The 17,956-nt window shown below is 67.4% G+C and carries 17 protein-coding genes and 1 pseudogene; 11 read left to right on the top strand and 7 right to left on the bottom strand.

Translation table 11 applies throughout. From position 1 onward, the window contains the following. Window positions 1-115: 115 nt before the first annotated feature. From QEP15_RS19210 to QEP15_RS19185, 6 genes are all read left to right on the top strand, one after another. On the top strand, window positions 116-997 hold the full coding sequence (locus QEP15_RS19210) for a phosphoribosylaminoimidazolesuccinocarboxamide synthase (protein WP_175155100.1): 882 nt from the start codon (window positions 116-118) through the stop codon (window positions 995-997). Window positions 998-1,185: 188 nt separating this feature from the next. Next, window positions 1,186-1,344: a DUF5993 family protein gene (locus tag QEP15_RS19205; RefSeq protein ID WP_167427990.1), complete on the top strand. Its 159-nt coding sequence runs from the start codon at window positions 1,186-1,188 to the stop codon at window positions 1,342-1,344. A 10-nt stretch (window positions 1,345-1,354) separates the two neighbouring features. Then, a complete protein-coding gene (locus QEP15_RS19200; RefSeq protein ID WP_128827329.1) occupies window positions 1,355-1,927 on the top strand; it encodes a disulfide bond formation protein B in 573 nt (190 codons plus the stop codon). A 104-nt stretch (window positions 1,928-2,031) separates the two neighbouring features. Further along, window positions 2,032-2,553 (top strand): 5-(carboxyamino)imidazole ribonucleotide mutase, encoded by a 522-nt coding sequence (purE, locus tag QEP15_RS19195; RefSeq protein WP_062841698.1) that lies wholly within the window; start codon window positions 2,032-2,034, stop codon window positions 2,551-2,553. Between the two features lie 5 nt (window positions 2,554-2,558). Further along, window positions 2,559-3,749 carry a 5-(carboxyamino)imidazole ribonucleotide synthase gene (locus QEP15_RS19190; protein WP_280147874.1) on the top strand — a complete coding sequence of 397 codons (1,191 nt, stop codon included), beginning with the start codon at window positions 2,559-2,561 and terminating at the stop codon, window positions 3,747-3,749. A gap of 12 nt (window positions 3,750-3,761) precedes the next feature. Next, the gene (locus QEP15_RS19185; protein WP_152385314.1) at window positions 3,762-4,811 is read left to right on the top strand and encodes an L-threonylcarbamoyladenylate synthase; all 1,050 of its coding nucleotides are present in this window, start codon (window positions 3,762-3,764) and stop codon (window positions 4,809-4,811) included. A 9-nt stretch (window positions 4,812-4,820) separates the two neighbouring features. On the opposite strand, the pseudogene QEP15_RS19180 reads toward QEP15_RS19185, so the two are convergent. The 4 genes and pseudogenes from QEP15_RS19180 to QEP15_RS19160 form a co-directional block, all read right to left on the bottom strand. After that, window positions 4,821-5,647, bottom strand: a pseudogene (locus tag QEP15_RS19180) (IclR family transcriptional regulator domain-containing protein). Further along, window positions 5,647-6,288: a 3-oxoacid CoA-transferase subunit B gene (locus QEP15_RS19170; RefSeq protein ID WP_152385313.1), complete on the bottom strand. Its 642-nt coding sequence runs from the start codon at window positions 6,286-6,288 to the stop codon at window positions 5,647-5,649. Before QEP15_RS19170 ends, QEP15_RS19180 begins: the two are co-directional and overlap by 1 nt. 25 nt (window positions 6,289-6,313) lie before the next feature. Next, window positions 6,314-6,994 carry a 3-oxoacid CoA-transferase subunit A gene (locus tag QEP15_RS19165; RefSeq protein WP_062841702.1) on the bottom strand — a complete coding sequence of 227 codons (681 nt, stop codon included), beginning with the start codon at window positions 6,992-6,994 and terminating at the stop codon, window positions 6,314-6,316. Window positions 6,995-7,035: 41 nt separating this feature from the next. Further along, the gene (locus QEP15_RS19160) at window positions 7,036-8,055 is read right to left on the bottom strand and encodes a Bug family tripartite tricarboxylate transporter substrate binding protein (protein WP_152385312.1); all 1,020 of its coding nucleotides are present in this window, start codon (window positions 8,053-8,055) and stop codon (window positions 7,036-7,038) included. 355 nt (window positions 8,056-8,410) lie between these two features. On the opposite strand from QEP15_RS19160, the gene QEP15_RS19155 reads away from it, so the two are divergent. From QEP15_RS19155 to QEP15_RS19135, 5 genes are all read left to right on the top strand, one after another. Further along, window positions 8,411-9,433 (top strand): amino acid ABC transporter substrate-binding protein, encoded by a 1,023-nt coding sequence (locus tag QEP15_RS19155; protein WP_056326734.1) that lies wholly within the window; start codon window positions 8,411-8,413, stop codon window positions 9,431-9,433. Window positions 9,434-9,619: 186 nt separating this feature from the next. Continuing rightward, window positions 9,620-10,138 carry a sigma-70 family RNA polymerase sigma factor gene (locus tag QEP15_RS19150; RefSeq protein ID WP_175155097.1) on the top strand — a complete coding sequence of 173 codons (519 nt, stop codon included), beginning with the start codon at window positions 9,620-9,622 and terminating at the stop codon, window positions 10,136-10,138. Further along, on the top strand, window positions 10,135-11,097 hold the full coding sequence (locus tag QEP15_RS19145; protein WP_280147871.1) for a FecR domain-containing protein: 963 nt from the start codon (window positions 10,135-10,137) through the stop codon (window positions 11,095-11,097). Before QEP15_RS19150 ends, QEP15_RS19145 begins: the two co-directional genes overlap by 4 nt. 96 nt (window positions 11,098-11,193) lie before the next feature. Continuing rightward, window positions 11,194-13,602 carry a TonB-dependent siderophore receptor gene (locus QEP15_RS19140; RefSeq protein ID WP_280147870.1) on the top strand — a complete coding sequence of 803 codons (2,409 nt, stop codon included), beginning with the start codon at window positions 11,194-11,196 and terminating at the stop codon, window positions 13,600-13,602. A 199-nt stretch (window positions 13,603-13,801) separates the two neighbouring features. Continuing rightward, window positions 13,802-15,361, top strand: a complete 1,560-nt coding sequence (locus tag QEP15_RS19135) for an acetolactate synthase large subunit (protein ID WP_062841703.1) — start codon at window positions 13,802-13,804, stop codon at window positions 15,359-15,361. Between the two features lie 44 nt (window positions 15,362-15,405). On the opposite strand, the gene QEP15_RS19130 is transcribed toward QEP15_RS19135, so the two are convergent. Genes QEP15_RS19130 through QEP15_RS19120 form a run of 3 tightly spaced genes read right to left on the bottom strand, consistent with a single transcriptional unit; the run spans window position 15,406 to window position 17,940 of the window. After that, on the bottom strand, window positions 15,406-16,116 hold the full coding sequence (locus tag QEP15_RS19130; RefSeq protein WP_152385311.1) for an ABC transporter ATP-binding protein: 711 nt from the start codon (window positions 16,114-16,116) through the stop codon (window positions 15,406-15,408). Beyond that, a complete protein-coding gene (locus tag QEP15_RS19125; RefSeq protein WP_152385310.1) occupies window positions 16,116-16,877 on the bottom strand; it encodes an ABC transporter ATP-binding protein in 762 nt (253 codons plus the stop codon). The genes QEP15_RS19130 and QEP15_RS19125 overlap by 1 nt, the downstream gene beginning before the upstream one ends. Beyond that, on the bottom strand, window positions 16,870-17,940 hold the full coding sequence (locus tag QEP15_RS19120; RefSeq protein ID WP_280147869.1) for a branched-chain amino acid ABC transporter permease: 1,071 nt from the start codon (window positions 17,938-17,940) through the stop codon (window positions 16,870-16,872). Before QEP15_RS19120 ends, QEP15_RS19125 begins: the two co-directional genes overlap by 8 nt. Window positions 17,941-17,956: the final 16 nt, after the last annotated feature.

The raw sequence follows: 17,956 nt of genomic DNA, 5'->3' as shown, positions 1-17,956 counted from the left end.
GCTTTGCAGGAGCCGCCGCGCGGCGCCGCTCCTGCCCGGTATCCGATTTCGTTCCACTTCCCGCCCTGGCGCCCGCCCGTGGCGGGAATGTTCATTTTTGCCATAGGCCATTCCCGTGACTTCTGCTTTGCATGAATCCAGCATCAAGTCCCTGCCGCTGCTGGGACGCGGCAAGGTGCGCGATATGTACGCCGTCGGCGACGACAAGTTGCTGATCGTCGCGTCGGATCGCATTTCCGCCTTCGATGTGATCCTTGACGACCCCATTCCCGGCAAGGGACAGGTGCTGACCGAACTGACCGAATTCTGGTTGCAGAAGCTGGCGCACATCCTGCCCAACCACTCCACCGGCGTGAGACCCGAGGACGTGGTGGCGCCCGATGAGGTCGACCAGGTGCGTGGCCGCGCCGTGGTGGTCAAGCGTCTGAAGCCGATCCTGGTCGAAGCGGTGGCCCGCGGTTACCTGATCGGTTCCGGCTGGAAGGACTACCAGGCGACCGGCGCCGTGTGCGGCATCAAGCTGCCGGCGGGCTTGCAACAAGCGAGCAAGCTGCCCGAGCCCATCTTCACGCCCGCAGCCAAGGCCGAATTCGGCATGCACGACGAGAACGTGGACTTCGCGCACGTGGTCAAGGAAGTCGGCCAGGAAATGGCCGAGCGCATCCGCGACGTCACGCTCAAGCTGTACGCCGAGGCCGCCGCCTTTGCCGCGACCAAGGGCATCATCATCGCCGACACCAAGTTCGAATTCGGCCTGGACGACGATGGCACGCTGCACTTGATGGACGAAGTGCTGACGCCCGATTCGTCGCGCTTCTGGCCCGCCGACGGCTACCGCGTGGGCATCAGCCCGCCGTCCTTCGACAAGCAGTTCGTGCGCGACTGGCTTGAAACGCAAACGTGGGACAAGACGCCGCCCGCGCCGCGCCTGCCGCAGGACGTGCTGGAAAAGACCGCCGCCAAATACCGCGAAGCGCTTGACCGCCTGATCGCCTGATCGGCCTGCTTTCCAAAAAACCGCTCCTTGCCGAGCGGTTTTTTTTTGCCCGCAGCGGTGCAACCGGCGCCTTGATACACATGCCGGGCACCCGGGCAAACCCGCAGTCTTCGCATGAAATTATTTCGGATTGTTACGCTATACTCGTGCGCTGCTTGGTTCGGGAATTCCGAGAAAAGGAGCGCTGCATGGTGATGATGCTGCCCTTTGTGACGGGGACGCTGGCAGTATGGTTTGGGCTCGTGGGCCGGCGCCGCCCCTGCGTGACGTTCTGGCTGCTGACCCTGGTCATCTTTGCCGCCTGGTGCAATTACCACATGACCAGTCCGCTGGCGTTGTCCCTGTGAAGCGCCGGCAATGATCTTTTCACGCAACCCGGCGCGCGGTTCACGCATCCTCAACGGTCTGGCCCTGCTCGGGGTCACCGCCATCCTCTGCATGGCCTTTGTCTGGCAATTCGCCTACGACGAACTGCCATGTCCGCTATGCCTGCTGCAGCGCGTCGCGCTGATGCTTGCGGGCGTGGGATTCCTCTTGAACATGCGGCTCGGCCCGTCGCCGATGCACTACGCGATGAGCATTGCGGGCGCGCTGGCCGGGATGCTTGCGTCGGGGCGTCAGGTGCTGCTGCATATTGCGCCGGGCGATGCGGGCTACGGCACGCCCTTTCTTGGCCTGCATTTCTATACGTGGGCGTTCGTCGCCTTCACGGCGATCATCGTGTTCTGCGTCGTGATGCTGTGTGTGGACCGCAAATGGGGCGACAGCATGCTCAAGAAGCCCGTGTCGGCGCTGGGCATGGTGGTCATGGCCCTGTTTTTCATCGTCGCGCTGGCCAACGCCGGCAGCACCACGCTGCAGTGCGGCTTTGGCCCGTGCCCCGACGATCCGGTCAGCTACCTTTGGCTGCAAACGGCGGCCACGCCGTAGGGGCCGCCGCGCCGGGTAAAATAGCGGGCTTTCGCGGGCAGGTCCCGCGGTTTCCTGACATTTCGCGGCGCGTGCGCCGTGGTCTCAACTACTAGACACCGGTTATGACAGACCAGACTTCCGCAGCGGCGCAAGCCTCCCCCGTGGTGGGCGTGATTATGGGATCTTCCAGCGATTGGGAGGTCATGAAGCACGCGGTGACGATGCTGGAGGATTTTGGCGTTGCCTACGAGGCGCGCGTGATCTCCGCGCACCGCATGCCGCAGGATATGGCCGAATACGGCGCCGCCGCGCACCAGCGCGGTCTGCGCGGCATCATCGCCGGCGCTGGCGGCGCGGCGCACCTGCCGGGCATGATGGCCGCCCTGACCGAGGTGCCGGTGTTCGGTGTGCCGGTCCCGTCCAAGTACCTGCGCGGCGAAGACTCGCTGCTGTCCATCGTGCAGATGCCCAAGGGCGTGCCGGTCGCCACCTTTGCCATCGGCGAAGCCGGCGCCGCCAACGCCGCGCTGCACGTGATCGCCACGCTGGCGGGCACCGACGCCGGCCTGCACGCAAAGCTGCTGGCGTTCCGCGCCCGCCAGACGCAGGCCGCGCGCGACATGAAAGTTCCGCCCGAGGCCTGACGCGTATGACTCAATCGACTTCTTTCATGATTGCGCCCGGCGGTTGGCTGGGCATGCTGGGCGGCGGGCAGTTGGGCCGCATGTTCTGTCACGCCGCGCAAAGCCTCGGCTACAAGGTGGCGGTGCTGGATCCGGCCGCCGAGTGCCCGGCCGGCATGGTCGCCGACCTGCACATCCAGGCCGCCTATGACGACGAGGCCGGCCTGGCCCGCCTGGCGCAGACCTGCCAGGCCGTCACCACCGAATTCGAAAACGTGCCCGCCGACAGCCTGCGCGCGCTGGCGACCCGCTGCCGCGTCAGCCCGGCGGGCGACGCCGTGGCGATCGTGCAGGACCGTATCGCGGAAAAGACCTTCATCGCCGCGCAAGGCATCCCGGTTGCGCCGCACGCCGCCATCCGCAGCGAGGCGGACTTGCACGCCGCGTCCGACGCCCTGTTCCCCGGCATTCTCAAGGTTGCCCGCCTGGGTTACGACGGCAAGGGCCAGGCCCGCATCGACACCCGCGAAGAAGCCATCGCGGCCTTCGCCGAGTTCGGGGGCGTGGCCTGCGTGCTGGAAGCGCTGATGCCGCTGGATTACGAAATCTCGGTGGTGCTGGCGCGCGGCTTTGACGGCGCCAGCGTGGTGTTTCCCGTGGCGCGCAACGTGCACCGCGACGGCATCCTGGCGGTGTCCACCGCCGCGCCCGTGCAGCAGGACGCCGCCCACGCCGAACGCCAGGCGCGCGCCACCGAGGCCGCGCAAGCCATCGCGCAGGGCCTGGGCTACCACGGCGTGCTGTGCGTGGAATTTTTCGTGCTCAATGACGGCAGCCTCATCGTCAACGAGATCGCGCCGCGCCCGCACAACAGCGGCCACTACACGATCGATGCCTGCGTCACCAGCCAGTTCGAGCAGCAGGCGCGCGCCATGGCCGGCCTGCCGCTGGGCGGCACCGACCTCCTGGCCCCGGCCGTCATGCTGAACATCCTGGGCGACATCTGGTACGCCAACGACAGCGACACCGCGCAACGCGAGCCCGACTGGGCCGCGGCGCTGGCGGTGCCGTCCGCCAAGCTGCATCTGTACGGCAAGCACGAGGCGCGACGGGGCCGCAAGATGGGGCACGTCACCATCGTGGCGGCCACCCTGCAGCAGGCCCGTGACGATGCCGCCCGCGTGGCGGCCGCGCTGGGCATGCAGGCGCCCGAATAAAGCGGCGAACCGATGTCCTCCTCCACGCCCGCCACCGCCAGCGCCGCGCAAATCGCCCACGCCGCCCAGCGCATGCTGGACGGCGAACTGGCCGCCTTTCCGACCGAGACCGTCTACGGGCTGGGCGCGGATGCCGAAAATCCGCAGGCGGTTGCCAAGATCTACGCGGCCAAGGGCCGGCCGTCGAACCATCCCGTCATCGTGCATATCGCGCCCGACGGCGATGTGTCGTATTGGGCGGCGCACGTGCCGCCCGAGGCGCGTCTGCTGATCAACGCGTTCTGGCCGGGTCCGCTGACCCTGATCCTCAAGCGCGCGCCGCATATCGTGGACACGGTGAGCGGCGGCCAGGACAGCATCGGCATTCGCTGTCCCTCGCATCCGGTGGCGCAGGCGCTGCTGACGGCTTTTGCCGCCGGCAAGCCGAACGGGCAGGGCGGCGTCGCTGCCCCGTCCGCCAACAAGTTCGGGCAAGTGTCGCCCACGCGCGCCGAGCATGTGCGCAGCGAGTTCCCGGACGAAGTCGCGGCCGGCATGCCCGTGCTGGAAGGCGGCGCGTCGGAGGTGGGCATCGAGTCCACGATCCTGGATCTGTCGCGCCTGGACACGGGCGCGGGGCCCGTGCTGCTGCGGCCCGGCCACATCAGCGCCGCGCAGATCGAAGCCGTGCTGGGCGTGCAGGTCTTTGCGCCCGACGCCGCGGCGCCGCGCGCCTCGGGCACGCTGAAGGCGCATTACGCGCCGCGCACGCCGCTGGAACTGGCAAGCGACGCGCGCATGCAGGAAGTGGTGCTGGGACGCAACCTGCCAGAAGGGCGCGTCGTGCTGGTGGCCTACGGCCCGCAGCCCGCCGCCGTCGATGCGCGCGTGCAATGGCAAGCGGTGCCGGCGGACCCGGCCCGTTACGCGCAGGCGCTGTATGGCCTGCTGCGCGATCTGGACGGGCAGGGCTATGCGCGCATCATCGTGCAGGCGCCGCCCGCCACCGACGACTGGCACGCGGTCAACGACCGCATCGGCCGTGCCGCCGCCGCCTTCACGCTGGACACCACCGGCCTGTAGCCTGGCCGCTCAGGCGGCCAGGAATTCCCCGATCCGTTCAACAGCCTGCCGCAAGGGCGGCAGGAATTCTTCCTGCAAGCGCTCGAGCGGCACGCGCGCGGCCTTCACGCTGACGTTCACGGCGCCGCACGCCTTGCCGCTGGCCGAGCGCACGACCACCGAAATCGCGCGCACATTCAATTCCAGTTCCTGGTCGACCACCGCGTATCCCTGCTCGCGGATGCGCGCCAGTTCCGCACGCAGTTTTGCCTCGGTGGTCAACGTGAATTCGGTGTAGGGCTGCAGGTCGGTTGCCGCGAAATACCTTGCCAGCGCGGGCTCGGGCAACTCTGCCAGCAACACGCGCCCGATGGACGTGCAATACGCCGGCAAGCGGCTTCCCAGACCCATCGACGTGGCCAGCAGGCGGTTCACCTCCGAACGCGCCAGGTACAGCATCTCGTGGCCTTCCATGATGGCGAGCGCGCAGGTCTCGTTCACGGTGGCGCTCAGTTCCTCCAGCACGGGCTGCGCCAGCGAGACGAACGGCGTGGACGAAAAATACGCGTAGCCCAGCCCCAGGATGCGCGGCGTCAGCACGTACAGCCGGCCATGCTGTTCGGCCATGCCCAGCAGGATCAGCGTGTGCAGGCAGCGCTGCACCACCGCGCGCGGCAAGTTGGCGCGCCGGCTCAGTTCGGCGGCGGTCTGGGGATGGCGGGGGTGCCGAACGCGCGTATGACGTGCAGGCCGCGCGCCAGCGTCAGCATGTAGTCCGGATCGCCGCGCAGCTGGTCGGGATGGTCTTCGGCCGCGGGCGGCGCGGCGTAGCCCGGCGGAGGCAGGTTCGGCAGCATCAGCCGGCACGCAGCGGCGCGCCGGTGCGCGCCTGCAATTCGGTCAGGGTCATGCCGTCGATCATATCCCGGACGACAAGCCCGTCCGGCGTCACGTCGATGACCGCGAGGTCGGTGTAGATGCGGTCCACCACGCCGGCGCCGGTAAGCGGATAGGTGCAGCGCTCGACGATCTTGGGATCGCCGTTCCTGCTGTTGTGCTCCATCATGATGAACACGCTGCGTGCGCCGACGGCCAGGTCCATCGCGCCGCCCACGGCCGGCGCTTCGTCCGGCTTGTTGAGCGACCAGTTGGCCAGGTCGCCGTTGGCGGCGACCTGCATGCCGCCCATGACACAGATGTCCAGGTGGCCGCCGCGCATCATCGCGAACGAGTCCGCATGATGGAAATACGACCCGCCCGTCAACAGCGTCACGGGCTGCTTGCCCGCGTTGATGAGGTCCAGGTTGATGTCGGCCTCGGCCGGGGGCGGGCCCATGCCAAGAATGCCGTTCTCGCTGTGCAGCACGATCTCGCGGCCTTCGGGCAGGTGGGCGGCCACCAGCACGGGCATGCCGATGCCCAGGTTCACGTAGCTGCCGTCGGGGATGTCCAGGGCCAGGCGGCGCGCCATGGCTTCGCGGGTCAGGGGACGAAACATGCGGACTCCTGCTTGAAGGATTGCGTCAGCTGGAAAAGGCGGCGTTGGGCACTTCGGTGACGCGCTTGACGAAGATGCCCGGCGTCACCACCGCCTCGGGCGGCAGTTCGCCCAGTTCGGCCTTGGCGCGCACCTGCACGATGGTCGTCCGGGCGGCCATGCACATGATGGGACCGAAGTTGCGCGCGCTCATGTTGTAGGTGAGGTTGCCCCAGCGGTCGCCACGGTCGGCCTTGACCAGCGCGAAGTCGCCGTGCAAGGGTTCTTCGAACACATGGCCGCGGCCGTTGATGATGCGGGTCTCCTTGCCGCGCGCAAGCTCGGTGCCGTACGCGGTGGGCGTGAAAAAGCCGCCCAGCCCGGCGCCGGCCGCGCGCAGGCGTTCGGCGATGGTGCCTTGCGGCACGCATTCCAGTTCGATGCGGCCTTCGCGGTAGAGCGCGTCGAAGACCCAGGAGTGAGACGCCTTCGGAAACGAGCAGATGACCTTGCGCACGCGCCCGGCCTTGACCAGCGCGGCCAGGCCCGTTTCGTGGTTGCCCGCATTGTTGCTGACCACGGTCAGGTCGCGCGCGCCCTGGTCGATGAGCGCATGGATCAGTTCGGTGGGCATGCCGGCGCCGCCGAACCCGCTGATCAGCACGGTGGCGCCATCGTGGATGTCCGCCACGGCGGCCGCGGGGGTGTCGATGAACTTGTCGATCATGGAGGGCTCCGATGGGGCGGGCGCCGCGGCGCCCGCCCCGCTCAGTTCACGGTGATGTTGGCCTGCTTGATGATCTCGGCGTAGCGCGCCGAGTCCTTCTTCATCAATTCGGCAAACTGCGCCGGCGTGCCGCCCACCGGCAAGAAGCCCGCATCCACGAACTTCTGCCGCACGTCGGGTTCCTTGACGATTTCGCTGATCTCACGCGCCATGCGTTCGATGATCGGCTTGGGCGTATTGGCGGGCGCCATCAGTCCGGCCCACGAGCCGGTGACGAAACCCGGCATGCCGGCTTCTTCCATCGTGGGAATGTCAGGTTCCGTGGGCCAACGTTCCTTGCCCGTGAACGCCAGCGCCTTCAGGCGGTTCTGCTTGACGTACTGCATCGGCACCAGCACGGGATCGAACACCATGGACACGCGATTGCCCAGCAGGTCCGTCAGGATCGGCGCGCTGCCCTTGTAGGCCACGTGGGTCATCGTGATCTTGTTCTGCAGCGCGAAGTCGGCGCCGGTCAGATGCGCGCTGGAACCGTTGCCGCTGGACGCGTAGGTGAGCTTGTCGGGATTCTTGCGCGCATAGGCGACCAGTTCGGCCACGTTCTTGACCGGCAGCTCGTTCGCCACGAACAGAAACAGCGGCAGGTCCGCCATCTGCACGACCGGCGTCAGGTCCGCGGGCGTGTAACCCAGCTTGTAGAGGTGGAAGTTGATGATGTAGGCCGGCAGCATCGACAGGAACGTGTAGCCGTCGGGCTCGGCCTTGGCGGCAAGCGCCGATCCCAGGCTGCTGTTGGCGCCGGGACGGTTCTCGACGACGATGGTCTGGTTCAGCCGCGGCCCCAGTTTTTCCATCACGATGCGCGTCACGATGTCGGTGGATCCGCCCGGCGTGTACGGCACGATGATCTTGATGGGCTTGCTGGGCCAGTTGTCGGCCGCGAGGGCGGGGCCGGCGGCCAGACCGCTCGCGGCCAGCGCGGCGACGAGCAGGTTTCTGAGAGCCTGGCGGCGGTCAGTGGCCGCCGGGCGAAGGGGCTGCGACTTGCTTGCTTTTGCCATGGACTTGTCTCCTCCATGAATCGGCCGATTAGCGGTGCGCGTCCGGGTTTTTGTGTGACGCGACCGGCTTTTTTAAAGGGCTGCGGCTTTGCTGACTATCGGACAAAGACGCAAAAAAAGTATGGCACGCGGGGATGTGCGGGGCGGCGGGGCGCCGTGGCAATAAAGTTCGATCACCGGACAGAGCGGGGTCGTTCGCGGACGACGCGTCTTACGGGTTTTCACTAGGGATTCGTGCGTTGTTCACGGTGTGGACATGCCTTAATCTGGCGGCCGGTCCAGTAAGGCGGGACCCGGTTTCAGCCGCTCCCGGTTACGAGCCCAGAGCGGCCATCTATCTCAGGAGAAGCAGAACATGAAGCGGAAATTGATGGTTGCGGCCGGCGCGATTGCCCTGGCCTGCGCGTCCCAGGCGGCGATGGCCGGTCCCACGCTGGACGCGGTGAAAAAGAAGGGATTCGTGCAGTGCGGCCTGACGGACGGCGTCTCCGGATTCTCCGCGACGAACAGCAAGGGCGAATGGGAAGGCATGGACGTGGACATCTGCCGTGCCGTGGCGGCGGCGGTGTTTGGCGATGCCTCCAAGTTCAAGGGCACCGCGCTCTCCACCCAGCAGCGCTTCACGGCGCTGCAGTCGGGCGAAGTCGACGTGCTGCTGCGCACCGTGACGCTGACGCAGACGCGCGACACGTCGCTCGGCCTGTCCGCCGTGGCCGCCAGCTTCTATGACGGCCAGGGCATCCTGGTCAGCAAGAAACTGGGCGTCAAGAGCGCCAAGGAACTGAACGGCGCCACCGTCTGCGTGCAGCCCGGGACAACCACCGAACTGAACCTGGCCGACTGGTTCCGCGCCAACAACATCGAGTTCAAGCCGGTCGTGATCGACAAGGTGACCGAAGTCGTGCGCGCCTTTGAATCCGGCCGCTGCGACGCCTTCACGGACGACGCCTCGCAACTGGCCGCCGTGCGCGCCACGCAGGTCGCCAACCCCAACGACTACGAAATCCTGCCCGAGCGCTTTTCCAAGGAGCCGCTGGGTCCCATGGTCCGCCAGGGCGACGAAAACTGGCTGGGCATCGTGCGCTGGACGCTGTTCGCGCTGCTGGAAGCCGAGGAATACGGCATCACGCAAAAGAACGTGGATGAAATGCTCAAGAGCAAGAATCCCAACGTCCTGCGCATCCTGGGCGTGACGCCGGGCGCCGGCAAGAACATGGGCCTGGATGAAAAATGGGCCTACAACGCCATCAAGGCGGTGGGCAACTACAGCGAAATCTTCGAGCGCAACGTGGGCAAGGACAGCAAGCTGGGCCTGCAGCGCGGCACGAACGCGCTGTGGAACCAGGGCGGCGCGATGTATCCGTGGCCGATCCGTTGAAGCGTGAACACGCATAGCGGACGGATTTACCGGTCCATTTGATCCGCGCAAGGCCTCCCTCGGGAGGCCTTGCCGTTTTTGGGCGCGCCCCGCGGGTGGATATTGCTCCTGCCGGAAAGGGGACGCCTCGGCACGTCTGCGATAGAATGCGAGCGATTCCCATTTGCAGATACCGCCCGCCGCGCCATGCTTCCGCCTTCCACGATTACCTCGGACCATCCTCTGCTGGCCCGGATCTACACCGAAGACAGGCCATGGCTGCTGGGCAGGCTCTACACCCGGCTGCGCAACCTCGAAGACGCCGAAGACGTCGCCGGCGACACGTTCGTCCAGCTCATCCAGACGCCGCGGCTCGACTCCGTGCGCGAGCCGCGCGCCCTCATCATCACCATCGCCAAACGCCTCGTCTGGAAACTGTGGCGCCGCCGCGAGCTGGAAGCCGCGTGGCTGGAAAGCCTGTTCCTCCAGGGCGAGCAGTTTGCCCCGTCGCCGCAGGAGCAGCTTGCGATCCTGCAGACCCTGCAGCAGGTGGACCAGATGCTCGACGGCCTGTCGGCGAAGGCGCGCGCCGCGTTTCTATACAGCCAACTCGATGGCCTGACCCACAAGGAGATCGCCGCCGCGCTGGGCGTGTCGGTCAGCATGGTGCGCCAGTACATCGCGCAGGCGCTGCAGCGCTGCTACGCGCTGGCGGACGCGCCATGAGTCGCGAGCAAACCGTGGCCGAGGCCGGGGACCGGGCGATCGGCTTCTGGGTCAAGCTGACCTCGGGCGAGGCGACGGATGCCGATCACGCCGCCTGTGCCGCCTGGCGCGCGGCCGATCCGGCCCATGAACATGCCTGGGCGCGGCTGCAGCAGGGCCTTAGCCAGTCCGTGGGGCGGCTGGAATCGGTCATGAAGAACGAGCGCCACGCGCTGCGTCGCACGCTGGTGCGCCCGGCGCGGCGTCGCGTGCTGCTTAACGCGGCCGCCTTGGCCGGCGCCGCGGCGGCGGGCGGCTGGGTGGCCAATCGCATCACGCCGCTGGGCAATCTTACGGCCGATCTCGGCACGGCCACGGGCGAACGTCGGACCTACACGCTGCCGGACGGCAGCCTGCTGACCCTGGACGCGCGCAGCCGCGTGGATCTGGATTTCACGGCGGACGCGCGCAACGTGCGGTTGCTGGAAGGGGCGTTGGTGGTGCAGCCGCGCACCGGTCTTTCCGCGATGTTTGCGGTGCATACGGCGCACGGGCAGGTCCGCAGCGCGGGCGCGGGCTGCATGGTGCGGCTGGAAGAGGAAGCCAGCCTGGCCGTGGCGTTGCAGAGCAGCGTCGAAGTCCTTCCGCGCGATGCGTCCCCGCTGATGCTGGCGATGGGGCAGGGCGCGCGTTTTGGCGCCGCCTGGGCGGAACGCCCGCAAGCGATGGAAGACGCCGCGTCGTGGCGCGAGGGATGGCTGAAGGTGCGCGACCAGCCGCTCGGCGAGATTGCCGCGGCGCTGGCCAGCTACCGCACAGGCGTGCTGCGCGTCAGCCCGCAGGCCGCCCGCCTGGCGGTGTCCGGTCTCTATCCGCTGGACGACACCGACCGCGCGCTGAGCGCGCTGGAACACACGCTGCCGATCACGGTCAGCCGCTATACGCGCTGGCTCACTTTGATCGACGCCCGGCCGGCCTGACCCGTTTCTTTCACTTTTTTCGCACGAGCACTGTCACTTTTCCGATCTCGCGGCACATACCCACATATCACTGTGCGCAACGTATCGGAGACCCTCATGCGCGTTTTGCCTGTTCCCCGCGTCCTTAGCCTTGCCGTGGTCCTGGCGGCATCCAGCCTGGGCCAGCCGGCCCACGCCCAGCCCCGGGCGCCCATCGCATTCGACCTGCCCGCCGGCAGCCTGGACGCCACGCTGACCGAGATTGCGCGGCTGACCCGGACCGTGGTGTCCTACGACCCGCACCTCGTGCGCGGCCTGAATGCCCCGGCCGTGCAGGGCGTCTACACGATGGATGCGGCGCTGCGTGTGGCACTGGCCGGCAGCGGCCTGGAATCCGCGCGCGCGGCAGATGGCACGCTGACCTTGCGGCGCGCGCCGGCTGCACAGACCACGACCCTCGCGCCGGTCACTGTATCCGGCATGCTGCCGCCGGTGGACACCAGCGGCACGTACGTGGTGCTGGTCACCAACAGCGCCACGCGCCTGAACCTGTCGCCGCGCGAAACGCCGCAATCCGTGACAGTGGTGACGCGCCAGCGCATGGACGACCAGTCCATGCAGAATCTGGACGACGTGCTGCAGGCGACCACCGGCATTTCAGTGGTGCAGAACGGCTCGGAGCGTTCGGTGTATCAGGCGCGCGGCCAGCTCATCGACAACCTGCAGATCGACGGCGTGCCGGCCAACATCAGCAACGCGTACTCGTTCGACGCCATCAACAAGCCCACCACCGAGATCTATGACCGCGTGGAAGTCGTGCGCGGCGCCACGGGCTTGCTGGAGGGCGCAGGCAATCCGGCGGCCGCCATCAACCTGGTGCGCAAGCGGCCCGGCTACGAGACCACAGGCGTCATGACGCTGTCGGCGGGGTCGTGGGACGACTACCGCACGATGCTGGACGTGTCCTCGCCCTTGAATGAGGCCAAGACGCTGCGCGGCCGCGCCGTGATGGCCTACACCAACGCGGGCGACTTCCAGCAACGGGCGGGCAAGGAAAACTCGCTCTTCTACGGCATCCTGGAGGCCGACATCACGCCCGCCACCACGGTGACGGCCGGCCTGACGTACCAGAAGGACCGCAACCAGGGTTATGACTGGTCCGGATTGCCGACGCGGGCTGACGGCTCGTTCTACCCGATGTCGCGCAAGACCGCCCTGGTCGGCGACTGGAATTACCTGAACAAGCGCAACACCAACCTGTTCGCCGACATCAAGCACGAATTCGGCAATGGCTGGAAACTGACCGTGGCCGGGAACTGGCTGTCCGCCAAGTCGGACTTCCTGGGCAACTACACACAACGCACGACGGGCGACACCTTCACGCTGAACCCGCGCCTGTTCCAGTACGACGACACGCAATGGGGCGTGGACGCCTACGCGTCCGGCCCGTTCCAGCTGCTGGGCCGCCAGCATGAGCTGGTGGTGGGCGCCACCACCCGCCAGGACGACTTCGACTATCACGGCGGGCGCGACGCCAGCTATCGCTACCTCGTCGACATGAACGACCTGGGAGCCTTCAATCCGCCCGCGCCGACCGGGCTGGACGCGCACATGTGGCAGTACAACATCACGCAGAAGCAACAAGGCATCTACACCGCCGGCCGCTTCAGCCTGACCGACAGCACGACCTTCATCCTGGGCGCGCGCAGGAGCTGGTTCGAATTCGACCGCTTTGCGCAGACCACCGTGCGCACCGAAAGCCGCTATGAGCAGCGCGGCAAGGTCACGCCGTATGCGGGCGTGGTGCAGGACCTGAACGAAAACCTGTCGGCCTACGCCAGCTATACCGAAATCTTCAAGCCGCAGGAAAACATCGGCGTCGACGGCGGCGTGCTGCCGCCGATGACGGGGCAGAACTACGAGATCGGCCTGAAGGGCGAGTTCATGGACCGCCGGGTGAACGCCGCGTTGGCGCTGTTCCAGACGGACCAGAAGGGCCTGGCCGACCTGATCGACCACAGCGACCTGTGCCCGCCAGGCATCTTTTCCTGCTACCGCCCCGCCGAGAAGGTGCGCAACCGCGGGGTGGACTTCGAGATCAATGGCGCGATCACGCCGGCCTGGAACGTCAGCCTGGGCTATACCTACACGCAGTCGAAGTACGCGCAGGGACCGCAGTCGGGCCAGACGTTCGCCAGCACCTACCCGCGCCATCTGCTGAAGGTGTCCACCGACTACCGTCTGCCCGACCAATGGAACAAGCTGCGCGTGGGCGGCTCGGTCTACGCGCAAAGCGGCATCTTCAACGCCAGCGGTCCGGATGAGGACGAATACCGAATCTCGCAGGGCGCGTACACGCTGGTCGGCCTGCATGCGGTCTACGACGTCAACAAGAACCTGGCGGTGCAGTTCAACGTGGACAACCTCTTTGACCGGAATTATTACCAGTCCGTGGGCAACACCAACTACTGGAATTACTTCGGTCAGCCGCGCACCTTCCGCCTCGCGCTGCGCGCCACGTTCTGACGGCGCCCGAACCCGGCGCGGCCGTCCGCTCCCCGGACGCCGCCCTGGTCTGTTCCGCCAAACGGAACCCCGTCCGGAATGGTTCCATGCGCCCGATCGTAAATGGCTCTATCGCGAATCCGCCAGGCTCCCTATGATGTCCGTTGCGCGGGTGGCCATGCCACCCGCACTGCCATTGATAACTACCAGGGAAACAACGATGAACGGCGCCGACAGCCTCTGCGACACCTTGCTTGCCAATGATGTGGACGTTTGCTTTGCAAATCCGGGCACATCCGAGATGCACTTTGTGGCGGCCCTGGATCGCAAGCCCAAGATGCGCTGCGTGCTGGGCCTGTTTGAAGGCGTGGTGACTGGCGCCGCCGACGGCTACGCCCGCATGGCCGACAAGCCGGCGGCGACGTTGCTGCATCTGGGCCCGGGCTTGGGCAATGGCCTTGCCAACCTGCACAACGCCAAGCGCGCGCGCACACCCATGGTCAACATCGTGGGCGACCACGCCACGTATCACGTCCAGTACGACGCGCCGCTGACCAGCGACGTGGAGGGCGTGGCCCGGCCGATGTCGCACTGGGTCAAGCGCACCATGACGGCCTCGGCCCTGTCCGCGGATGCCGCCGAGGCCGTCGCCGTGGCGCGCCGCGCGCCGGGCAACATCGCCACCCTGATCCTGCCGGCCGACACGGCCTGGACCGAACTGCCCGATAACGCGCCCGCGCCCATCGTGGCCAAGGACGACGCGCTGGCGCAGACCACCGCCGATGCCGTGCGCGCCGCCGCGGCGGCCATCCGCTCGGGCGAAGTCACCGTGCTGATGCTGGGCGGCGCCGCGTTGCGCGAGCGCGCATTGAACGCGGCGGGGCGCATTGCACGCGCGACCGGCGTGCGTCTGGTATCGGAGACGTCGAACCGCCGCATCGAGCGCGGCGGCTCGCGCACCCCGGTGGACCGTCTGCCGTATCCGATCGATCTGGCCGTCGCCAAGCTCAAGGACGTCAAGCACCTGGTGCTGGCGGGCGCCAAGTCGCCGGTCGGCTTCTTTGCCTATCCCGGCAAGCCCAGCCTGCTGGCGCCGCAGGACAGCAACCAGGTGGTGCTGGCCACGGCCGACCAGGACCTGCCGCACGCGCTGGAGTGGCTGGCCGACGAACTGGGCATCGCCGCCGATGCGCCGCGTTTGACGGCGCCCGCCGCCAGTTATGAAGTGCCCGCGTCCGGCAAGCTGACCGGCGCCGCCGTCAACATCCTGGTCGCGCATCATCTGCCCGAGCAGGCCATCGTCTGCGACGAGTCCATCACGCAAGGCCGCGAGTTTCCGCTGTACAGCGTCAGCAGCGCGCCGCACGACTGGCTGATGCTGACGGGCGGCGCGATCGGCATCGGCCTGCCGCTGGCGACGGGCGCGGCAGTGGCGTGCCCCGACCGCAAGGTGGTGACCTTGCAGGCGGACGGCAGCGGCATGTACACGCTGCAAGCCTTGTGGACGCAGGCGCGCGAAAATCTGGATTGCCTCACCATCATCCTGGCCAACCGTTCGTACGCCACGCTGCATGGCGAGATGAAGAACGTGGGCGTGCAGGAACCCGGCCGCAATGCGCGCCGCATGCTGGACCTGCAGGACCCGCATCTTGAATGGACCCATCTGGCCCGCGGCATGGGCGTGGAAGCGGTCAGCGTGGATACGGTTGAAGGCTTCGCGCGCGCGCTGGCCGAGGGCCTGAAGCGGCGCGGTCCTTTCCTGATCGAAGCCGTGATCTGACGGTTGCCCCGGCGGCGCGGGCGTTCTCCCCACGCGCCGCGCCGCTACACCCCCAGATAGCGCGTCAACTGCTCGGGCTGCCGGGCCAGCGACGCGCTGTCGCCATCCTGCACGATCAATCCCTTTTCCATCACCAGGCACCGGTCGGTGTGTTCCAGCACCGCGCGGTAGTTGCGGTCCACGATCAGCGTGGACATGCCGGTGGCGCGGATCTCGCGGATGATGCGCCAGATCTCCGCCACGATCAGCGGCGCCAGGCCCTCGGTGGCTTCGTCCAGAATCAGGAGGTCGGGGTTGGTCATCAGCGCGCGGCCGATGGCCAGCATCTGCTGTTCGCCGCCCGACAACTGCTGGCCGCCGTGGGCGAGGCGTTCGCGCAGCCGGGGAAACGTGTCCAGCACACGCGCATAGGTCCAGTCCTGGCCCGCGCGCTTGCCCGGGCGCGCCGCCACCTGCAGGTTCTCGCGCACGTTCAGGTTGGGAAAGATGCCGCGGCCCTCGGGCACATAGGCCACCCCCATCCGCGCGATCGCATAGGGCTGCGCGTGGGTACAGTCGCTGCCGCGCACGCGCACGTTGCCTTGGGCGCTTTTCACGTGGCCCATCAGGCTGCGGATGAGCGTGGTTTTGCCCATGCCATTGCGGCCCACCAGTCCCACGGATTCGCCCGGCGCGATGTGCATGTCCACGCCCCGCAGCACATGGCTGGCGCCGTAGTACACGTGCAGGCCGTCTGCTTCGATCAGGGCGTGCATCAATGTGCTCCTTGTCCGTCTTCGCCCAGGTAGGCGGTGCGCACCTCCGGATTGGCGCGAATCTGCGCGGGGGCGCCGCTGGCGATGGCGCTGCCGTTGACCATGACGGTGATGGTTTCGGCGATGCGGAACACGGCGTCCATGTCGTGCTCGACCAGCAGGATGGCGTGGCCGGCCTTCAGTGTCTGCAGCAGAGCCAGGATGCGGTCGGTTTCCTCCGGGCCCATGCCCGCCAGCGGTTCGTCCAGCAGCAGCACCTGCGGCTCGCCCGCCAGGCACATGGCGATCTCAAGTTGGCGCTTGCGGCCGTGCGGCAGCAGGCCGGCCGGTTGCCGCGCGTCGCCGGTCAGGCCCGTGCGGTGCAGCGCCGCGCCCGCCAATTCGGCGCTGCGCCGGCAGCTGGCGGCATCGCGCCACCAGTGCCAGAAGCGCTGCCGGCTGGCCTGCGCGGCCAGCCGGCAGTTTTCAAACACACTCAGTTCAGGAAAGATCGTGGATCGCTGGTAGCTGCGGCCCAGCCCTGCGCGCGCCCGTTCGGGCTGAGGCCAGGCGGTGATGTCGCGGCTGCCCAGCGTGACCTGGCCGCTGCTGGCCGCCAGTTCACCCGACAGGATGTTGATGAGCGTGGACTTGCCCGCGCCGTTGGTGCCGATCACGGCATGCACCTGGCCGCGCAGCAGATCGAGCGACACGCCGTTGACCGCGGTAAGACCGCCGAAGCGGCGCGTGACCGCGGCGGCCGAGAGCAGGACATCAGACATGGCGTTCTCCCTGGATGGGCAGGCGCGCGGCCGCCGGTTTGCTTTCCGCGCGGGCCGGGGGCGCCGCGTCTTTGCGAACGTCCGCGGCGCGCGCCTGGCGGCGTTCGCGCCATTGGGCCGGCAAACCTGCCAGCCCGTTCGGCAACAGCGCCACCAGCGCGATGATCGTCAGGCCCAGCGGCAGGTGCCAATGGCGCGCGTAATCGCCAAACAGGTCCTGCGACTGGAACAGCTCTTGCAGCATCACCATCGTCACCGTGCCCAGCACCGCGCCGCCCAGGCTGCCCATGCCGCCCAGGATGACCATCAGGAGCACCAGCCCCGACTGTTCCCAGGCCAACAGCTCCGGCGTGACGAAGCCATCTTTCAGCGCGAACAGAAAGCCCGCCAGGCCGGCCAGCGTGGCACCGACGACATAGGCGGCGAGCTTGTACGGATAGGTCGAATAGCCTGCCGCGCGCATGCGCTGTTCGTTGATGCGGATGCCGGCAAGCGCCGCGCCGAATGGCGAGCGGCGCAGCAACGCCAGAAAGCCCCACGTCAGCGCCAGGCAGGCAAGGACAAAGAAATAGAACGTGCCGGCGTTGCCCAGATCGAACGGCATCCAGCCGCCCAATGAGAGTTCCGGCCGGAAATACAGGTAGATGCCGTCGCTGCCGCCGCCGATCTTGGTGTCGTGGAACACGTAATACGCCATCTGCGAAAACGCCAGCGTGACCATGATGAAGTACACGCCGCGCGTGCGCAGGGCCAGTGCCCCGGTCACCAGGGCATACGCGGCGGCTGCCAGAAGGGCGGCGGGCAGCAGCCACCACAGGCTGGCCGCTTCCGATTCGGGCGACAACAGCGCCGCCACGTAGGCGCCGATGCCGAAGAACGCCGCGTGTCCCAGGCTCACCAACCCCGCGCCGCCCACCAGCAGTTGCAGGCTGAGCGCGAAGATCGCGTAGATCATGATCTTCACCGCCAGGCCGGTGTAATAATCGCTGGCGCTGAAGGAAAAGGCCGCCAGCGCCAGTAGCGTGGCGATGGGCAAAAGTCGGTTGAGCAGAGGCGCGCGCATGCGTGGGTCCTTTTGA

Origin of the sequence: Achromobacter mucicolens, from assembly GCF_029866465.1 — a bacterium.
Lineage (GTDB): Bacteria > Pseudomonadota > Gammaproteobacteria > Burkholderiales > Burkholderiaceae_B > Achromobacter > Achromobacter mucicolens.
Note: the sequence above shows the minus strand (reverse complement) of the source record. Positions and strands in the feature narration are given on the sequence as shown.

What these genes read in the sequence shown, in the direction of transcription:
- QEP15_RS19170 (WP_152385313.1), bottom strand. Translation starts at nt 6,288, where the DNA reads ATGTTTCGTCCCCTGACCCGCGAAGCCATGGCGCGCCGCCTGGCCCTG.
- QEP15_RS19160 (WP_152385312.1), bottom strand. Translation starts at nt 8,055, where the DNA reads ATGGCAAAAGCAAGCAAGTCGCAGCCCCTTCGCCCGGCGGCCACTGAC.
- QEP15_RS19155 (WP_056326734.1), top strand. Translation starts at nt 8,411, where the DNA reads ATGAAGCGGAAATTGATGGTTGCGGCCGGCGCGATTGCCCTGGCCTGC.
- QEP15_RS19135 (WP_062841703.1), top strand. Translation starts at nt 13,802, where the DNA reads ATGAACGGCGCCGACAGCCTCTGCGACACCTTGCTTGCCAATGATGTG.
- QEP15_RS19185 (WP_152385314.1), top strand. Translation starts at nt 3,762, where the DNA reads ATGTCCTCCTCCACGCCCGCCACCGCCAGCGCCGCGCAAATCGCCCAC.
- QEP15_RS19200 (WP_128827329.1), top strand. Translation starts at nt 1,355, where the DNA reads ATGATCTTTTCACGCAACCCGGCGCGCGGTTCACGCATCCTCAACGGT.
- QEP15_RS19125 (WP_152385310.1), bottom strand. Translation starts at nt 16,877, where the DNA reads ATGTCTGATGTCCTGCTCTCGGCCGCCGCGGTCACGCGCCGCTTCGGC.
- QEP15_RS19190 (WP_280147874.1), top strand. Translation starts at nt 2,559, where the DNA reads ATGACTCAATCGACTTCTTTCATGATTGCGCCCGGCGGTTGGCTGGGC.
- QEP15_RS19150 (WP_175155097.1), top strand. Translation starts at nt 9,620, where the DNA reads ATGCTTCCGCCTTCCACGATTACCTCGGACCATCCTCTGCTGGCCCGG.
- purE (WP_062841698.1), top strand. Translation starts at nt 2,032, where the DNA reads ATGACAGACCAGACTTCCGCAGCGGCGCAAGCCTCCCCCGTGGTGGGC.
- QEP15_RS19145 (WP_280147871.1), top strand. Translation starts at nt 10,135, where the DNA reads ATGAGTCGCGAGCAAACCGTGGCCGAGGCCGGGGACCGGGCGATCGGC.
- QEP15_RS19130 (WP_152385311.1), bottom strand. Translation starts at nt 16,116, where the DNA reads ATGCACGCCCTGATCGAAGCAGACGGCCTGCACGTGTACTACGGCGCC.
- QEP15_RS19205 (WP_167427990.1), top strand. Translation starts at nt 1,186, where the DNA reads ATGGTGATGATGCTGCCCTTTGTGACGGGGACGCTGGCAGTATGGTTT.
- QEP15_RS19140 (WP_280147870.1), top strand. Translation starts at nt 11,194, where the DNA reads ATGCGCGTTTTGCCTGTTCCCCGCGTCCTTAGCCTTGCCGTGGTCCTG.
- QEP15_RS19165 (WP_062841702.1), bottom strand. Translation starts at nt 6,994, where the DNA reads ATGATCGACAAGTTCATCGACACCCCCGCGGCCGCCGTGGCGGACATC.
- QEP15_RS19120 (WP_280147869.1), bottom strand. Translation starts at nt 17,940, where the DNA reads ATGCGCGCGCCTCTGCTCAACCGACTTTTGCCCATCGCCACGCTACTG.